Source organism: Corynebacterium sp. Marseille-P4321 (assembly GCF_903645305.1).
Classification (GTDB): domain Bacteria; phylum Actinomycetota; class Actinomycetes; order Mycobacteriales; family Mycobacteriaceae; genus Corynebacterium.
Genome location: NZ_CAHJXO010000001.1, coordinates 86,558 through 102,947 on the forward strand (window position 1 = coordinate 86,558; position 16,390 = coordinate 102,947).

At 64.2% G+C, this 16,390-nt stretch carries 15 protein-coding genes, 2 rRNA genes and 1 pseudogene; 11 read left to right on the forward strand and 7 right to left on the reverse strand.

What is annotated here, in order from left to right; genetic code table 11:
- Positions 1-358: 358 nt before the first annotated feature.
- A 23S ribosomal RNA gene (locus HWX32_RS00380) occupies positions 359-3,450 on the forward strand.
- Positions 3,451-3,635: 185 nt separating this feature from the next.
- Positions 3,636-3,753, forward strand: a 5S ribosomal RNA gene (rrf, locus tag HWX32_RS00385).
- A 91-nt stretch (positions 3,754-3,844) separates the two neighbouring features.
- On the opposite strand, the gene HWX32_RS00390 is transcribed toward rrf, so the two are convergent.
- Positions 3,845-4,804 carry a pseudouridine synthase gene (locus tag HWX32_RS00390; protein WP_175934295.1) on the reverse strand — a complete coding sequence of 320 codons (960 nt, stop codon included), beginning with the start codon at positions 4,802-4,804 and terminating at the stop codon, positions 3,845-3,847.
- Between the two features lie 20 nt (positions 4,805-4,824).
- Between HWX32_RS00390 and HWX32_RS00395 the strand changes: the two genes are divergently transcribed.
- From HWX32_RS00395 to HWX32_RS00420, 6 genes are all read left to right on the forward strand, one after another.
- On the forward strand, positions 4,825-4,971 hold the full coding sequence (locus HWX32_RS00395; protein WP_165603583.1) for a hypothetical protein: 147 nt from the start codon (positions 4,825-4,827) through the stop codon (positions 4,969-4,971).
- A gap of 50 nt (positions 4,972-5,021) precedes the next feature.
- Positions 5,022-5,915 carry a universal stress protein gene (locus HWX32_RS00400; protein WP_175934296.1) on the forward strand — a complete coding sequence of 298 codons (894 nt, stop codon included), beginning with the start codon at positions 5,022-5,024 and terminating at the stop codon, positions 5,913-5,915.
- A 176-nt stretch (positions 5,916-6,091) separates the two neighbouring features.
- Positions 6,092-6,361, forward strand: coding sequence for a GlsB/YeaQ/YmgE family stress response membrane protein (locus tag HWX32_RS00405; protein WP_175934297.1), 270 nt, complete (start codon positions 6,092-6,094; stop codon positions 6,359-6,361).
- A 69-nt stretch (positions 6,362-6,430) separates the two neighbouring features.
- Positions 6,431-7,048 carry a TetR/AcrR family transcriptional regulator gene (locus HWX32_RS00410; RefSeq protein WP_075468718.1) on the forward strand — a complete coding sequence of 206 codons (618 nt, stop codon included), beginning with the start codon at positions 6,431-6,433 and terminating at the stop codon, positions 7,046-7,048.
- Between the two features lie 2 nt (positions 7,049-7,050).
- Entirely contained in the window at positions 7,051-7,875 is an 825-nt protein-coding gene (locus tag HWX32_RS00415; RefSeq protein ID WP_075468719.1) for a class E sortase, read from the forward strand.
- The gene (locus HWX32_RS00420; protein WP_175934298.1) at positions 7,876-8,028 is read left to right on the forward strand and encodes a hypothetical protein; all 153 of its coding nucleotides are present in this window, start codon (positions 7,876-7,878) and stop codon (positions 8,026-8,028) included.
- A 58-nt stretch (positions 8,029-8,086) separates the two neighbouring features.
- On the opposite strand, the gene HWX32_RS00425 is transcribed toward HWX32_RS00420, so the two are convergent.
- The 4 genes and pseudogenes from HWX32_RS00425 to HWX32_RS00435 form a co-directional block, all read right to left on the reverse strand.
- Positions 8,087-9,199 carry an HNH endonuclease signature motif containing protein gene (locus tag HWX32_RS00425; RefSeq protein ID WP_175934299.1) on the reverse strand — a complete coding sequence of 371 codons (1,113 nt, stop codon included), beginning with the start codon at positions 9,197-9,199 and terminating at the stop codon, positions 8,087-8,089.
- Between the two features lie 100 nt (positions 9,200-9,299).
- Entirely contained in the window at positions 9,300-9,839 is a 540-nt protein-coding gene (locus HWX32_RS11340; protein ID WP_368485900.1) for a TIGR00730 family Rossman fold protein, read from the reverse strand.
- 21 nt (positions 9,840-9,860) lie between these two features.
- A pseudogene (locus tag HWX32_RS11345) lies at positions 9,861-10,247 on the reverse strand (NUDIX domain-containing protein); the annotation flags it as partial.
- The gene (locus HWX32_RS00435) at positions 10,244-10,789 is read right to left on the reverse strand and encodes a DUF2020 domain-containing protein (RefSeq protein ID WP_175934301.1); all 546 of its coding nucleotides are present in this window, start codon (positions 10,787-10,789) and stop codon (positions 10,244-10,246) included. The gene HWX32_RS00435 and the pseudogene HWX32_RS11345, both read right to left, overlap by 4 nt.
- Between HWX32_RS00435 and HWX32_RS00440 the strand changes: the two genes are divergently transcribed.
- Together HWX32_RS00440 and HWX32_RS00445 are read left to right on the forward strand one after the other, a co-directional pair.
- Entirely contained in the window at positions 10,788-12,023 is a 1,236-nt protein-coding gene (locus HWX32_RS00440) for a sensor histidine kinase (RefSeq protein ID WP_175934302.1), read from the forward strand. The two genes, HWX32_RS00435 and HWX32_RS00440, sit on opposite strands and share 2 nt — an antisense overlap.
- Entirely contained in the window at positions 12,024-12,662 is a 639-nt protein-coding gene (locus tag HWX32_RS00445; protein WP_075468723.1) for a response regulator transcription factor, read from the forward strand.
- Between the two features lie 136 nt (positions 12,663-12,798).
- Here HWX32_RS00445 and HWX32_RS00450 read toward each other — a convergent pair whose 3' ends face one another.
- The gene (locus HWX32_RS00450) at positions 12,799-13,440 is read right to left on the reverse strand and encodes a DUF6474 family protein (protein WP_075468724.1); all 642 of its coding nucleotides are present in this window, start codon (positions 13,438-13,440) and stop codon (positions 12,799-12,801) included.
- A 99-nt stretch (positions 13,441-13,539) separates the two neighbouring features.
- Between HWX32_RS00450 and HWX32_RS00455 the strand changes: the two genes are divergently transcribed.
- Complete coding sequence (locus HWX32_RS00455) at positions 13,540-15,033, forward strand: TM0106 family RecB-like putative nuclease (RefSeq protein ID WP_175934970.1); 1,494 nt, start codon at positions 13,540-13,542, stop codon at positions 15,031-15,033.
- Here the strand turns inward: HWX32_RS00455 and HWX32_RS00460 are convergent.
- Complete coding sequence (locus HWX32_RS00460) at positions 15,030-16,217, reverse strand: MFS transporter (protein WP_121509083.1); 1,188 nt, start codon at positions 16,215-16,217, stop codon at positions 15,030-15,032. The two genes, HWX32_RS00455 and HWX32_RS00460, sit on opposite strands and share 4 nt — an antisense overlap.
- Between the last annotated feature and the right edge of the window lie 173 nt (positions 16,218-16,390).

The following is a 16,390-nucleotide window of genomic DNA, read 5'->3' on the forward strand; positions in this document are numbered from 1 at the left end:
GTGCCCACACGTTTTGTGGTGTGGGTTGGTGGTTGAGTCGTCGAACGAATGGCTGCCGCCTTTTTTGTTTTGGAAAAATTGTCCGGGTGGACACACGCCGGCGGCCATGGGTTGGTTGCTTTTGTGGTGTGCGCGTTGAGCTTTCCTGCAAGCAAGTGTGTGTTGGTGCGCTGTTGGGTGTCTGGGGCAGCACGTGATGTGTTTTGTTCCTTGTGGCTTCCATGTGCTGCATGCGTGTGTGTTGCATGCGTGTGTGGTGTGTGGGGGTGTGTTGTGTGAGAACTGTAGAGTGGACGCGAGCATCTTTCTTTTTATTTTTTGTTTGTGTTTTGGTGTTTTGTACCTGTTTTTGTCTGTGATGGTTGTGTGTTACGGGCGTATGGTGGATGCCTTGGCATGCTGAGCCGATGAAGGACGTGTGAGACTGCGTTAAGCCTCGGGGAGTTGTCAACAAAGCGTTGATCCGAGGGTGTCCGAATGGGGAAACCTAGCCGTGGTTGTGTGCGGTTACCTGCTGGTGAATACATAGCCGGTGTGGGGGTGTACGCGGGGAAGTGAAACATCTCAGTACCCGCAGGAGAAGAAAACAATTGTGATTCCGTGTGTAGTGGCGAGCGAAAGCGGATGATGGCTAAACCGTGTGTGTGTGATACTTGGTAGGGGTTGCGCATGCGGTGTTGTGGGGTGCGGGTGTGTATGGTCTACCAGCTGTGCGCATGTGTTGCGGTGTGAGCGGAAGTGTCTGGGATGGCACGCCGGAGTGGGTGATGAGCCCCGTACGTGTAGGCACCGCAAGATGTGTTACCCGTAATCCCCGAGTAGCAGCGGGCTCGTGGAATCTGCTGTGAATCTGCCGGGACCACCCGGTAAGCCTGAATACTCAGTGTGACCGATAGTGGATAGTACCGTGAGGGAATGGTGAAAAGTACCCCGGGAGGGGAGTGAAAGAGTTCCTGAAACCATGCGCTTACAATCCGTCAGAGCACCGTTTTGTGGTGTGATGGCGTGCCTTTTGAAGAATGAGCCTGCGAGTCAGCGGCATGTCGCGAGGTTAACCCGTATGTGGGGTAGTCGTAGCGAAAGCGAATCCTAATGGGGTGTTTTTTTAGTGGCATGTCCTGGACCCGAAGCGGGGTGATCTACCCATGGCCAGTGTGAAGCAGCTGTAAGAGGTTGTGGAGGCGCGAACCCACTTAGGTTGAAAACTGAGGGGATGAGTTGTGGGTAGGGGTGAAAGGCCAATCAAACTCCGTGATAGCTGGTTCTCCCCGAAATGCATTTAGGTGCAGCGTGATGTGAGCTTGCCGGAGGTAGAGCTACTGGTTGGTTGAGCGGGACTATCATCTTAGCGACGTCAGCCAAACTCCGAATGCCGGTTATAGTGTTGCATTGCAGTGAGACTGTGGGGGATAAGCTTCATAGTCGAGAGGGAAACAGCCCAGATCGCCGGTTAAGGCCCCTAAGGGTGTGCTAAGTGGAAAAGGATGTGGGATCGCGAAGACAGCCAGGAGGTTGGCTTAGAAGCAGCCATCCTTGAAAGAGTGCGTAATAGCTCACTGGTCGAGTGGTTCTGCGCCGACAATTCAGTGGGGCTCAAGCACACCGCCGAAGCCGCGGCAACACTTGTTTTGTGTTGGGTAGGGGAGCGTCGTGTGTGGGGTGAAGCCGTATCGTAAGGAGCGGTGGACTGCATGCGAGTGAGAATGCAGGCATGAGTAACGAATGGCAAGTGAGAATCTTGCCCGCCGGATGACTAAGGGTTCCTGGGTCAAGTTCGTCTTCCCAGGGTGAGTCGGGTCCTAAGGCGAGGCCGACAGGCGTAGTCGATGGTCAACGGGTTGATATTCCCGTACCCGTGTGTGCGCGACAAATTGTGAAGCGGTGATACTAACCACCCTGACCCGCCGGCCAAACACGACCTTTGGTTGTGTGGTTGGTGGTGATGCGTGGGGCCTGATCTGTTGTAGCAAAGTGATGGGGTGACGCAGGTTGGTAGCCAATGCCGCTTATTGGATTGCGGTGCAAGCGTGTGGCACGACACCATGGTCAAATGCGGGTGTCAATAGTGTGAGGCGTGATGCGTAAGCCCTTTTGGGTGAAGTTGGTGATCCTGTACTGCCGAGAAAAGCCTCTAGCGATGTGCATGTACGGCCCGTACCCGAAACCGACACAGGTAGTCAGGTAGAGAATACTAAGGCGCTCGGGTGAACTGTGGTTAAGGAATTCGGCAAAATGCCCCCGTAACTTCGGGAGAAGGGGGACCTGCACTGGTGACACACGTATCGTGTGGTAGCTGGTGTGGGTCGCAGAGAAGAGAGGGGAGCGACTGTTTATCAAAAACACAGGTCCGTGCGAAGACGGTTAAGTTGATGTATACGGACTGACGCCTGCCCGGTGCTGGAAGGTTAAGAGGACCTGTTAGGACATTTTTTGTCCGAAGCGGAGAATTTAAGCCCCAGTAAACGGCGGTGGTAACTATAACCATCCTAAGGTAGCGAAATTCCTTGTCGGGTAAGTTCCGACCTGCACGAATGGCGTAACGACTCCTCTGCTGTCTCAACCACAGGCCCGGTGAAATTGCATTACGAGTAAAGATGCTCGTTACGCGCGGCAGGACGAAAAGACCCCGGGACCTTCACTATAGCTTGGTATTGGCATTCGGTGCGGTTTGTGTAGGATAGGTGGGAGACTATGAAGCGGCCACGCTAGTGGTTGTGGAGTCGTTGTTGAAATACCACTCTGACCGTAGTGGATATCTAACCTTGGCCCATGATCTGGGTTGGGGACAGTGCCTGGTGGGTAGTTTAACTGGGGCGGTTGCCTCCCAAAATGTAACGGAGGCGCCCAAAGGTTCCCTCAGCCTGGTTGGCAATCAGGTGAGTAGAGCGTCAGTGCCCACGGGAGCTTGACTGTGAGACTCACAAGACGAGCAGGGACGAAAGTCGGGACTAGTGATCCGGCACCTACTTGTGGATGTGGTGTCGCTCAACGGATAAAAGGTACCCCGGGGATAACAGGCTGATCTTCCCCAAGAGTCCATATCGACGGGATGGTTTGGCACCTCGATGTCGGCTCGTCGCATCCTGGGGCTGGAGTAGGTCCCAAGGGTTGGGCTGTTCGCCCATTAAAGCGGCACGCGAGCTGGGTTCAGAACGTCGTGAGACAGTTCGGTCTCTATCCGCCGCGCGCGTGTGAAACTTGAAGAAGGCTGTCCCTAGTACGAGAGGACCGGGACGGACGTACCTCTAGTGTGCCAGTTGTTCCGCCAGGGGCATCGCTGGTTGGCTACGTACGGAAGGGATAACCGCTGAAAGCATCTAAGCGGGAAGCCTGTTTTAAGATGAGGTTTCGATTGAGGTTCCCAGCAGACTACTGGGTTGATAGGCCGGAGTTGTACCCACCGTAAGGTGCTGAGACGACCGGTACTAATACACCGATTGACAACCAACACCAACAAAGCAAGTGTTGCAAAACACCAACAACAAAAACACGCAAAACAATGTAGAAAGAACCAGTCGTGTTCGCGTCCACTGTGCAGTATCTGACACAACACACCCACCCCAACCCCGGGTGGCCACAAACATAAATGAACAGTTACGCCCAACGCGTGGCACACTCATTGCCCCAATAAGTGTGTCGGTGGTTGATGGCGGCGGGGAAACGCCCGGTCCCATTCCGAACCCGGAAGCTAAGCCCGCCCGCGCCGATGGTACTGCTCCCGGGAGGGAGTGGGAGAGTAGGTTACCGCCGACCCAACAACTTCAGAATAGAAAGCACCCGCGCCACTTCCCACACAGGGACCACGGCGCGGGTGCTTTTTCGCGTCCGCCCAGCGTCAAAAACGTCAAAGAGCGAAGGAACGCTGCTCGCCAGACAACGGGTCCGCAAAGCCGAGATGCACGCACCGTAAACGCATCGGCGCATCAAAGTCTTCAGTTTCCGCCGGCAAAGGCGTCGGGTAAATGCGGTCACCGAGAATGGGCGCCGCCTCCAACATCATCTGCACCCGGAGTTGGTGTGTTCGTCCGGTGATAGGCCGAAGTGTGTACCGCGCGAGGGGCTCGGTGGTGTGGTGGAGGCGTTGGAGGTGCGTGAGCTCGTCGTGAAGCAATTGCTCGACCTTGAGCAGTTCCGTAAACGAGTTTGGCTCCGCGTGCTCGTCCCATGTCGTCGCGACCTCGCCCGGCACCTTTGCCAAGTGGTGCGCCCACGTCGCGGGCGCCTGCATTGGGCGCAGCGGCGCGATCGCCTCGTACTTCTTAGACACCTCACGCCGCGCAAACAGCTCCTGATAGGGGCCGCGTAACTCGCGTCGCTTGGTAAGAAGTAGAAGCCCGGAGGTCGCGCGGTCGAGGCGATGCGCTGGTGTGAGCTCCTCGTTGCCGGTCGCGCGTCGAAGCCGTACCGTCGCGGTTTCGGTAATGTGCGCGGCGCGGGGCATGGTGGCAAGAAACGCAGGCTTATCGACGACCATGATGCCCTCGTCCTCATACACCACCTCAATCTGGTGTGGCACTTTGCGCTCGGGGGCGGGGCGCCGGTAGAAGAAGACGTCAGTGCCGGGAGGTACCACGTCGTCGGGTGCGAAAAGCGTGCCATCGCGGGCAACCACCTCGCCGGCAGCAAACCGGGCAGCGACCGCGTCGGGGGTATCTTCCGGGTGGCGGTGGCGCTGCGTGGCCACGAGGTGCGCGACGAACTCGAAAGCGGTGAGTTCTGCATCCTCCGGGACGCGGGCGCGCGTGGCACCAAGCCCGTTACGCGGGGGCAGTGGTGTGACTGGTGTGGTCTTTTTCCTGGCCATTGTGTAGTAGATTATCCGCCATGGATCTTGCAGCACTTATTGAGCCGATTCTTGCGTTCTTCTCCCAGGGCATTGGCAAAGCTATCGCGGACGCGTTGACCTTCCTCTACCACCTTCTCTTCCCGGCGAACGCGCCGGCGGCCACTCCGGTGCCCCTGCCGAACTAAGCGCAGTATGCTGTGGGTATAACCAGTTCGTGGACGGAAAGGACTGAAAAATGACCCGCGAAGACATCGTTGTGGTGGCCGTTGACGGTAGCCCGGCGTCCGATGTAGCTGTGCGATGGGCGGCCAACACAGCCCGCAAGCGCGACATCCCGCTGCGGCTCGCCGCAAGCTACACCATGCCCCAGTTCCTCTACGCAGAGGGGATGGTGCCGCCGCAGGAGATTTACGACGATCTGCAGCGCGAGACGATGAAAACCATCGACGCCGCCCGCGAGATCGCGCTCGGTGTGGCGCCGGATCTGCGCATCGGTCACGCGGTGGCAGAGGGCTCGCCGATTGACATGCTGCTCGAGATGTCGCGCGACTGCACGATGATCGTCATGGGCTCGCGTGGTCTCGGCGGGTTGTCAGGCATGGTGCTCGGCTCCGTGTCCGGCGCGGTGGTCTCCCACGCACACTGCCCGGTCGTGGTGGTGCGCGAGGACAACGAGATCAACGAGGGCAACAAGTACGGCCCCGTGGTGGTCGGCGTGGACGGTTCTGACGTTTCCCGCCGCGCGACCGAGGTGGCGTTCGAAGAGGCCGACGCGCGCGGTGCTCAGCTGCACGCGGTGCACACCTGGGTGGACACCCAGATCCAAGGCCCGGGTGCCGGCTACACGGTGGCGGACGATTACTGGCAGGCCGTGCAGCAGGAAAAGTCCGAGCTTCTGGGCAACTACCTCGGCGAGCTCTCGGAGCGGTTCCCCAACGTGGAAGTGAAAAAGACGATCACCCGCGACCGCCCGGTGCGCGCGCTGACCGCGGCCGCGGAGGACGCGCAGCTTCTGGTCACCGGCTCGCACGGCCGTGGCGGGTTCAAGGGCATGCTGCTCGGCTCCACGTCGCGCGCGCTGCTGCAGTCAGCGCCGTGCCCAATCATGGTGGTGCGCCCGCAGGACTAAAGCCGGTACCAGGCGCGGGTGCGCTGCCAGGTAATGGTGGCGCAATTGTTACGCAAATGCATGCGTAGCGTTGCACAACCCGCGCCGAAACGCTGGATAATGGGGGTTGTGGCGCTTTGAGCGCGATAAACATACGAGAAAACAATCGACGTTATTTTGAAAGGTAGCGCAACACAATGACTCCTCAGCTCGGTTTCCTCGGCTGGCTTATTATCGGTGGCCTCGCAGGCTGGATCGGCTCCAAGATTCAGGGTCGCGACGCACAGATGGGCATCGGCCTGAACATTCTGGTAGGTGTTATCGGCGGTCTGCTTGGCGGTTGGCTGCTCACCCTGTTCAACATCGACGTCGCGGGCGGCGGCTTGATCTTCAGCTTCCTCACCTGCTTGCTTGGTGCGGTGATTTTGCTGTGGATTGTGAACGCGGTGACCAGCAGGCGTCGATAAGCTTCTGCTTCATCCCCCGGGTAGACCAACCCGGGGGATTTTTTGTACCGATTGGTCTATATTGAAGTAATGGCCACAGGCACAAAGAAGACCCGCCGACGCGACCGGCCCAGCCCCCGGCAACGGTTGCTGGACGCTGCGACGAAGCTGTTCACCGAGGAAGGCATCCGCGTCATCGGCATCGACCGCATCTTGCGGGAGGCGGACGTGGCGAAGGCGTCGCTGTACTCGCTGCTCGGGTCGAAGGACAACCTGGTCATCGCCTATCTAGAGGAGCTGGACGCCGAGTACCGCGCGCGCTGGGAGTCTCGCGCCGCGGACCTCGAGGGGGCCGACGCGAAGATCCTCGCGTTCTTCGACATTGCCATCGAGCAGGAGCCGGAGAAGGAGTTCCGCGGCTCGCCGTTCATCAACGCCGCGACGGAGTACCCGCGCCCGGAGACAGATTCGGAGAAGCAAATCGTGGCCACGGCAGCGGCGCACCGCACGTGGCTGCACGACACGATCACCGGCCTTTTGAACACGAAGAACGGCTACGATTCCTCGGGGCTGGCCGACGAGCTGCTCATTTTCCTCGAAGGCGGGCTCACCGGCGCGCGTTTCGTGCGCGATGTCGCCCCGCTGATCACTGCGAAGTCGCTCGCCGAGTCGAAGCTTGGCGCCCCGCCCGCGGATTACTCTATTTAGCAATGCGCTTATCGACGACTACCCCCCTCAACTCCCCACCCAAACCACAACCAGTGCACCGGCTCAACGCCTCGACAGTAATCGGCGAGGTGCTGCTCACCGTCGGAGTGCTGCTGCTGCTGTTCGCGTTCTACGAGTCCTACTGGACCAACCTCGCCTCCGCGCGGATGCAGGACGAGGTGCAGACCCGCCTGGAGGAGCAGTGGGTCAACCCCCGGCAGGCGCGCGCCACCGAAATGGGAGAGGCGTTTTCCAAGCTGTACATCCCGGCGTTCGGCCAGGACTACCAGTTCGCCGTGGTGGAGGGCGTGCAGGAGGCGCAGTTGCTCACCGGGCCGGGCCACTATCCGGGCACGCAGATGCCGGGGCAGCCGGGCAACTTCGCTGTGGCGGGCCACCGCGTGGGTAAGGGTGCCCCGTTCAACGACTTGGGTGCGCTGCGGGCGTGCGACGCCATCGTGGTGGAAACCCGCCAGGCGTGGGTGACGTATCGCGTGATGCCGATGGCCGCGGACCCCGGTCAGCGCCACGCGGAGGGCGCCGGGTGCCTGCCCGGTCCCCTCAACGAGCGCGTCGCCTCCGGTGATTACGCCGCGGTGCAGGGCCGCCACATCACGCTGCCGGGCAACATCGAGGTGGTCAACCCGATGCCGGGTGCGCGCTCCACGCAGGTGCCCGACGGTGCGCTGCCGCTGGTCACACTCACCACATGCCACCCGCAGTTCTCCAACGCGGAACGCATGATCATCCACGCTGTGCAGACGGAGTATCTGCCGAAAGACGAAGCCGCCGGTGCGTTGCCGGCCGCGATGCAGGAGGTGCGCTAGATGTACGCGGCGTTGTGGCGGAAGTTGCCGGGCCCGCCGTGGGTGAAGTGGCTGCTCACGCTGATCATCCTGGTGGCGGTGTTTTTCCTGCTCATGGAGGTTATCTTCCCGTGGGTGTCATCGCTCATGCCGTACAACGACGTCGCCGTGTAGGCACTGCAGGCGCGCCGAAGCGCCCGCGGCTGGCGGGGTTTTTCAAGCGGGCAAGCAATCAGGCAGCGAAGAGCGTGTGCATCGCTCCGTATCTGTGGCGGGTGTTTGGCGCGGGGTAGCCGCGGGGTGAGATCCAGGTGGCGGAGCCGTCGATAAGCGAAATGCGCCCCCGTCTCGCCGCGCGCGGATCGTCGTCGTTGACCCTGTTGTGGTAGCTGCACAGCGGCGCCAGGTTCGCGATGTTCGTTTCGCCCCCACGCGCCCACGCCTCAACGTGGTGGCTCTCGCAGTTGTCCGAGCCGTGTCGGCACCCGGGCACCAGGCACGAGCTGTAGGCCAGGCGCATCAGGTCGCGCTGCTTCTTGTTCGCCAGGCGCTCGTTGCGGTACAGGTTCACGGGCCCTTCCTGCGGGTGGAACAGCGCTGCCTCGGCGACGCCGCCGTTTTCCGCGAGCAGGTTGAGGTACTCGGCGCCGGTGATGGTGGTGCCGTCGCTGAGCCCCAGGACGGTGTCGTCGCCGTGCCCGCCGAGGATGGCCACGTGGGTATCAAGTGGCACGGCGAGCACGGGGCGCGGCGCGGCGGGCGCCACGGCCGGAGGAATCGCCTCGCCGGGTTTGCCGGTCGCCGCCGCGAGCTGCCCGCGTATCAGCGCGACGAAGCGCGTGAGCAGCTGCGGGCCTGCCGGAAGGTCGGGGTTCAGGCCCTGGCGCAGGTAGTGTTCAAGGTCGGCGATGTCGCGTTCCGGGCCAACGAGCACGAGCGTGCGCATCCCGAGTCGCGACGCGGAGAACCGCACGGTCGGCTGTGGCGGTGTCGGCTCGGGCGGCGGGAGGAGCTCCTTGGCGCGCCGCTTCAGTGCGTCGTAGTTGCCGCGCACGGCCAGCAGTTCGCGGCGTAGGCGCCACTGTTCAAGTTCGGTGTCCACGCGGGCAAGTTGCTTCTCGACGTACACCAGCTGGTCCAAACTCAACCCACCTTCGCGGGCCGCGTCCAGGGCGAGGCGTTGTTGTTTCCGGCAGCGGGTGGGGGTGAAGTACGTCTCGTGCACCCGGGCGAGGTCGCGGACCTGGCAGGGGCGCAGCCCGGCGTCGATCGCGGCTTGCCGGTCGAAGTCGGCGAGCGCGTCGACGCTTGTCAGCGCCTGCAGCAAGGTGTGGAAGGTGGTCATGGGAAGCACGCTATGCGACGAGCGCAAGCGTGAAAAGCCCCCCTCCCAAATTCTGTGGATAACTCCCTGCTGCGCGAAGCGGTTTTCCACAATCCGCAGGTTAGAGCCACCGAGGCACGGGCGGCGACCATCCCCGCAGATTCGCGATGAGCTCGTCCGGGTCATCCGCAACCACCAAGTGCTCCCGGTCGGTGGCGCGGATGAAGCCGGCCGCGACCATGTGGTCGACCATGGAAAGCAGCGGCGCCCAGAACTCGGTGCCTAGCAACCCGATCGGCTTGGCGTGCAGGCCGAGCTGCTGGTTCGTCCACTCCTGGAACAGCTCGTCCAAGGTGCCGGTGCCGCCGGGCAGGGCCACGATTGCGTCGGCGAGCTCGCTCATGCGGGCCTTGCGCTGCGCCATCGTCTCCACCACTTCGAGGCGGTCGAGGTCGTCGTAGCGCAACTCGTAGCGCTCCAGATGCGTGGTGAGCACGCCGATGCGCCGCCGCGCCCCGCGGGCCACCTCGCCCATCAGCCCGAGCTTCGAGCCGCCGTAGACCAGGGTGATGCCCTCGCGGGCGAGCGCCTCGCCGAACGCGCGGGCAAGGGCGGCGTTGGCTGGGTCGGTGCCCACGCGCGCCCCGGCGTAGACGGCCACTGCGCCGAGTTCGCGCGGGGCGAGGGCCGGGAAGATCTGCGTTTCCAGCAACGGCGCGAGCTCTTCGCCGACGTGGTCGAACGGGTCGATCCAGCGCAGCTCCGCGATCTCCCCGCGCGCCACCGGCGACACAGCAGCGCCCGGCGGCGCGAGGAACACCCGCGACGTCACGCTCTGCCCCGGCTCGTTCGATGCGGCGGCCGTGAACGTGCCCAAAAAGCTCAGCTGCTCCGCGTCCAGCGCCACCCCGGTTTCTTCGCGCACCTCCCGCACCGCGGTTTCGGCCGCCGTCTCCGCCCCCTCCGGCTTGCCGCCGGGCAGCTGAAACCGCGGGCTGGACGCTTTGCGCACGCACAGCACCCGCCCCCGGTCGTCGCGGAACACTACTGCGGAAACGAGAATGCTCATAGCCCCAGGTTAGCGATAACTTCCGCCGCCACCATCTCCGCTTTCACTGACTCGTCCTGGTTCGTGAACACCGTGATGGCCCGCGGCCCTTTCGACACGGAAAACGCCGCCCCGATGCGCCCGGGCACGTCGCCGCCGCCGTGGCGCCCACCTTCCCAGCCGCCGTCCAGCGAGGCCGGCTGCGTGTGGTCCACGGGCGCCGCCCAGTCCACTTCCTCCCGCGCGCGTTCCTCGGTGCCCATGTCGCGCACGATGACGGTCAGCTGCGGCTCCTCTGGGTAGGACCAGAACTGGCACGCCGGGGGATCGAATCGCTCGTCCACGCCTACGCCGGTGACCATCTGGCCGTTCGTGTTAGCCACCCACTGCGTGTCCAGGTACGGGCACTCGTTCCAATCGGTGCGCTGCGTCGCTGGCAAAGCGTCGAGGGCTAGTCCGTCGCTGGCGGGGGGTGCGGGGGCGGGGTGAGCGTCGTCAAGCGATTGCTCCGAACATCCGGCGAGCGCAAGCACGAGCAGCGCGGTGGGTAATCTCAAACGCATGAGCTCCAGACTAGTGGTGCTGGAGAAGCACCCCGGCAAAGCGAGGGACAACACTGCGCTGGACACGGGCATCACCATCCTCGCGGTGTGCCTGCTGGTGGTGTCGCTCGGTGCGTTGGCGCGGATGCCGCTCAACGCCGCGTTGCTGCACATTGTGCTGGTCAGCGCGTTTTCCTTCCTGCTGTTCTACGGCATGTTGGAGATGTACCGGTGGGGCAAGTGGGGCCGCATCATCTGGCTCGTGGGCATCACGGCGGTGTGGGTGGCGGACATGACCGTCTCCGCGGTGGCCGTGTACTGGGTGTTTCTGCTGTTTTTTGTGTACCTTCGCGCATTCAATTCGTGGCGCGGCTACGTCTGGGTCGCGGTGGGCCTGGCCATCACGGTGGCGATGCAGATCCCGGCGGGACTCACACTTGGCGGGGTGATGGGCCCGGCGCTGTCGGCGGTGGTGGTTGTGGCGATCAACTATGCGTTCACCACCATCGACAGGGTGAGCAAGGAGAGGCAATTGCTTATCGACGAGCTCCTGTCCACCCGCGAAGCCCTCGCCGAAACCGAACGCTCCGCGGGCGTGGCCCAAGAACGGGAGCGGCTCGCGCACGAGCTGCACGACACGGTGGCGCAGAATCTGTCTTCGATCCAGATGCTGCTGCACTCGGCGGAGCGCGACATCCGCGGTTTCGTGCGCGCGGGGGAGATGGAGCAGCCGCTGCGCAAGATGGAAACGGCGCGGCGCGCGGCGTCCAACAACCTCGCCGAAACGCGTGCGATGATCGCCGCGCTCGCGCCCGCGCCGCTGTCGGAGGCCTCCCTGCGCGAGGCGCTCGAGCGGGTGGCCGCCGACTTCTCGGCCGCCGGCGACTTGGCGGTGGAGGTGGACGTGGACGGCGAGCCGAGTGACCCGCTGCCGATGCGTTTAGAGGCCGGGCTGTTGCGCATCGCCCAGGGCGCGGTGTCGAACGTGGTGAACCACGCCGCGGCGACCCGCTGCCGCATCACGCTCACCTACGGCGAGGACGAGGTGCGCCTCGATGTGGTGGACAACGGCCGCGGCTTCGACGTCGCCGGCGCCGTCGAGAAACCCTCCGGGCTGGGCCACCTTGGCCTCGACGCGATGCGTTCTCGGGCGGCCGAACTCGGCGGGCGCTTAGACATCGAGTCCGCGCCCGGCGGGCCGACGGCGGTATCGGTGGCGGTACCCGTTAGTATCAACCGAAAGGAGGATGCTTAGATGATCAGGGTTTTGCTCGCTGACGACCACGAGATCGTGCGTCTTGGCCTTCGCGCCGTACTCGAGGAGGCCGACGACATCGAGGTCGTCGCCGAAGTGGCCACGGCAGAGGGCGCGATTGCCACCGCTCAGGCCGGCGGCATCGACGTGGTGCTCATGGACCTGCGTTTCGGCGCCGGCGCCCAGGGTGCCCGCGTGACCACAGGTGCGCAGGCCACCGCGGAGATCCGCCGCACCATGCAGCACCCCCCGAAGGTCCTGGTGGTCACAAACTACGACACGGACGCCGACATCCTCGGCGCCATCGAGGCCGGCGCCGTCGGCTACCTGCTCAAAGACGCCCCACCGGAGGAGCTCGTCGCGGCGGTGCGCTCCACCGCGCGCGGCGACGCAACCATGTCCCCCGGCGTGCGCGACCGCCTAGACACCCGCGAACGCGCCCCGCGCAGCTCGCTCACCCCGCGCGAACTCGAGGTACTCCAGCTCGTCGCCGCCGGCAAATCCAACCGAGAGATCGGCGCCGAGCTCATGCTCTCCGAGGCAACCGTGAAAAGCCACCTCGTGCACATTTACGACAAGCTCGGCGTGCGCTCCCGCACCTCCGCGGTGGCGTCGGCGCGGGAGCAGGGCGTGCTGTAGCGGGCTCCTTCGTCGCCCGCTACAGGGGAAGTGGGAGCGTCGCCCGCTACAGGGGGTCTTCGTTCGCTGTTCTTCCTCGTAACGCGAGGAACGAGCGTCGCGTCACAGGTTTTCCTCGTAACGCGAGGAACGAGCGTTACGAGCGGCGCGAGAGCTTCTCGTGCACCTCTGCGGCGAGGTCGTTCAGGTCGTTCTCCACAGACGCGTACGCGAGGCGGCGCTGCTCCGGGTTCGCGTGCTCTGCGTTGCGTACGGCTTGCTCGAGTTCGTCGAGGCGGACGCGGGCGTCGCTGCGGAAGCCGTCGCTAAGCGAATCTGTGTGCTCCACGTTTGCGCGCACCGCGTCGATGCGGGCCTTCAGCTCAGCGCCGCGGCCGGAGTGGCGCGCGAGGTCCTGCGCGTCCACGCCGAGGTCGGCGGCGCGGGTGTTGATCGCGCCCTGCTGGCGCGCGGTGAGCGCCTTGTACGCCAGCGGCAGCAGGATGGGGATGAGCACGCGCGCCGCGCCGATGCCCTGCTTCGCCTTCTTCTTCGTGATGCCGGCGTTCTCGATGCGCTTCAAGTGCGCCTCCGCGAGTTCCTTTTCGTGCTTGCGCTTGCGCTTGAGGCCCTTCTTTTCCTCTTTCAGCAGGCGCTTTTCTGCCTTGTCCAGCAGCTCGAGCGTGCGCTTGTCCAGCTTCGCCTGCTGCTTGGCCAGCTGGCGTGCGCGGACCTCGGCGGCTTTGACATCGGCCTTGGTTTTCGCGCGGGATTTGCGGATGGCCTCGAAAATGCCCATTGTGGGGTACTCCTTGCACGTTTTTGTTCGTATTCGCACACCAACTCTACCTGGCCTATCGTGGGCGGCATCGTGAAAACAGCGAAAGCAGCGAAAGCAATGGATGTGCCCGGGGAGGCGGTGCGGGCCGGCGATCTTGTCGGGTGCCGCTATCGCCTGCGTCAGCGCACCGCGCACCCGGATACGCCGGAGTTGCCGGAGGCGCTTGAGCGCCAGCCGCAGTTTGATGCGGCGCGTGCGGCGGTGTTTGGGTTGTTGCCGCAGAAGCGGGCGCTTGGCGACGGGCGCAAGCGTTTCATCCGCGTCGACCTAGATCCGGCCCCAGACTCGGCAGGCGACGCTGCGGCGGCGACGCGCGAGGCGATCCGTACCCGCGCCAACCTGATCACGAACGCGCTGCTTATCGGCGAAATTGACGGTGTGCCGGCGCAGGCTGAGGTGGACGTGTTGGTGCGCACGGGGCGCGGGTACGCGCCGGTGATCATTTCGAACCACCGCGTGGCCCGGCCGCACCCGGAGGCGACGTTGCAAATGGTGCACACCGGGCGCCTGGGGCTTTCCGGCCCGCTTGAGGTGCGGGCGAAGGCGCGCCACCACACCGTTGACGGTTACCGCATCGCAATGGCGCACCTGCTGCTGGGCGATGTGGCGGACGGTCGCGGCGCGGCGATCGGGCAGGACCGCACGCGCGCGTACGTGGTGGAGGCGAACCGCTACGTGCCGCAGCTTTTGGAGGCGTTGCACGCCCCGGTCCCGGACGAGCCCAAGCGGTTGAAGCAGTGCGCCACATGCCGCTTTTGGCCGCTGTGCGGGCCGCGGTTAGAGGAGCTCGACGATATTTCGCTGCTGCTTCCGGGTGGTCGCGGCGACGTGTGGCGCGAGCGCGGCGTCGACACGGTGCAAAAGCTTATCGACGCTAAAGTGGGCGAGCCTTCCTCCCTCGCCCGGGCTTGGCGCGCTGGTGTGCCGGTGCTGCGCCGCCCGGGCGAGATCACCATCCCGCGGGCGGACGTGGAGATAGACGTGGACATGGAGGCCTACCTGGACCAGGGCGCCTACCTGTGGGGGGCCTTCGACGGCGAGGCTTACCGTCCGTTCGTTACCTGGGACGAGCTCGGCGCAGGCGACGCGGAGGAGCGCAACTTCGCGGCGTTTTGGTCGTGGCTGAAAGGGGTGCGTGAGGCGGCGCACGCGCAGGGGAAGACGTTCGCGGCGTACTGCTACGCGGCGGGTGGGGAGAACCATTGGCTGCGCGCTTCGGCGAAGCGCTTTTCGTCGGTGGACGAGGCGGAGGTGGCCGCGTTTATCGCCTCGGATGAGTGGGTAGACGTGTTCGCCCACGTGCGGCGTCACCTGGTGGGCACCGACGGGTTGGGGCTCAAAGTGCTCGGGCCCGTGGTGGGGTTCAACTGGGAGGACGACGACGTGGACGGGGAGCGTTCCGTGGCGCTGCGGCGGGCAGGGCGGCTCGGCGACGAACGCGCCCGCGAGATGCTGCTGCGCTACAACGAGGACGATTGCCGCGCCACCCGCGCCGTGCGCGAGTTCCTTACCGCTGGCGCGCCGGGCGTGCCGGTGCTCGGCGAGGTTTAGCGCCGCTCCGCCTTCCACAATAGAAACGTCACCGCGCACATCGAGGCGAGCAGCGCGGTGAGCACGCCGACGAAACCAGCCCAGGGCAGCGCCTCGAAGGCGCGGCCGGTGGCGGCGCCGAGGATGGACGAACCCATGTAGTAGCTGAACACGTACATCGAGCTGGCCTCCGCGCGGTCGCGCTCCGCGATAAGCCCCACCCAGCCCGACGCGGTGGAATGCAGTGCGAAGAAGCTCGCGGTGAACACGAGCAGTCCGGCGAGTGCGAGCCAGAGGTTCGGGCTTGCCACCGCGAGCGAACCGAGGAGCATGAGCGCGGCGGCGCCGAGGACGGTCGGGCCGCGCCCGTAGCGCCGGGCGAAGAAGCCGGCCCGCGCCGACGACACCGTGCCCGACAGGTACACCACGTAGACCAGCCCCGACAGGGAGGCAGGCAGGCCGAAGTCGAGCACGGCGCGGAAGCCGAAGAAGTTGTACATGGACACGAACACGCCCATCGCGATAAATGCTGTGGCGTACAGGCCGACAAGGCGCGGGTTGGTCAGGTGGCCGACCATTGCGCGCAGTTCGGCGCTCGGGCGGATGGACGCCTTGGGATGGAAGTTGCGCTGCGCGGGCAGGAGCACGGCGGCGGCAACGGCGAGTGCGAACGCGACGGCCCCGCTGCCGAACAGTGCCCAGCGCCAGGTGGTCACCTCGAGCAAGAACGCCGGGATGAGGCGGCCGGTGAGCCCGCCGATGGTGTTGCCCGCGATGTAGAGCCCCATCGCGCCGGGGAGATCTTTGGCGTCGAGTTCCTCGCTGAGCCACGTCATCGCGACGGCGGGGGTGCCTGCAATCATCGCTCCTTGGACCGCGCGCAACGCGATGAGCTGCGCGGCGTTGTGCGCCAGCGGCAGCAGCAGGCCCAAAAAAGTGGCGGCGATCGCGGAGACGACGAGCACGCGACCGCGGCCGTATTTCTCCGACAGGATCGACGCCGGTACCACGCACAGCGCGAGCGCGCCGGTGGCGGCGGAGACGGTCAGCGCCGCTGTCGACGGGGTGATGCCCAACTCCCGGGTGAGCACGGGCAAAAGCGCCTGGGTGGCGTAGAGGGTGTTGAAGATGGCGAGTCCCACCGCGAGCATCGCCAGGGTGGCGCGCCGGTATTCCACGCTTCCCTTCTCCATTCCCTTTTCCATGGCCTTCGATGGTAACCCCGGCGCGAAAAATTTCCGTCAACCCCTTGTGAGTTAAGGCAAGCCTAACCTAGGATGAGGGGCGGGTTCGCGAGGACTCGACGTATCACAGGGAAAAGCAAACGCCCGCCACTTGCGAAAGTGGCGGGCGTTTGCGTGAGCTCGTCGATAAGCGA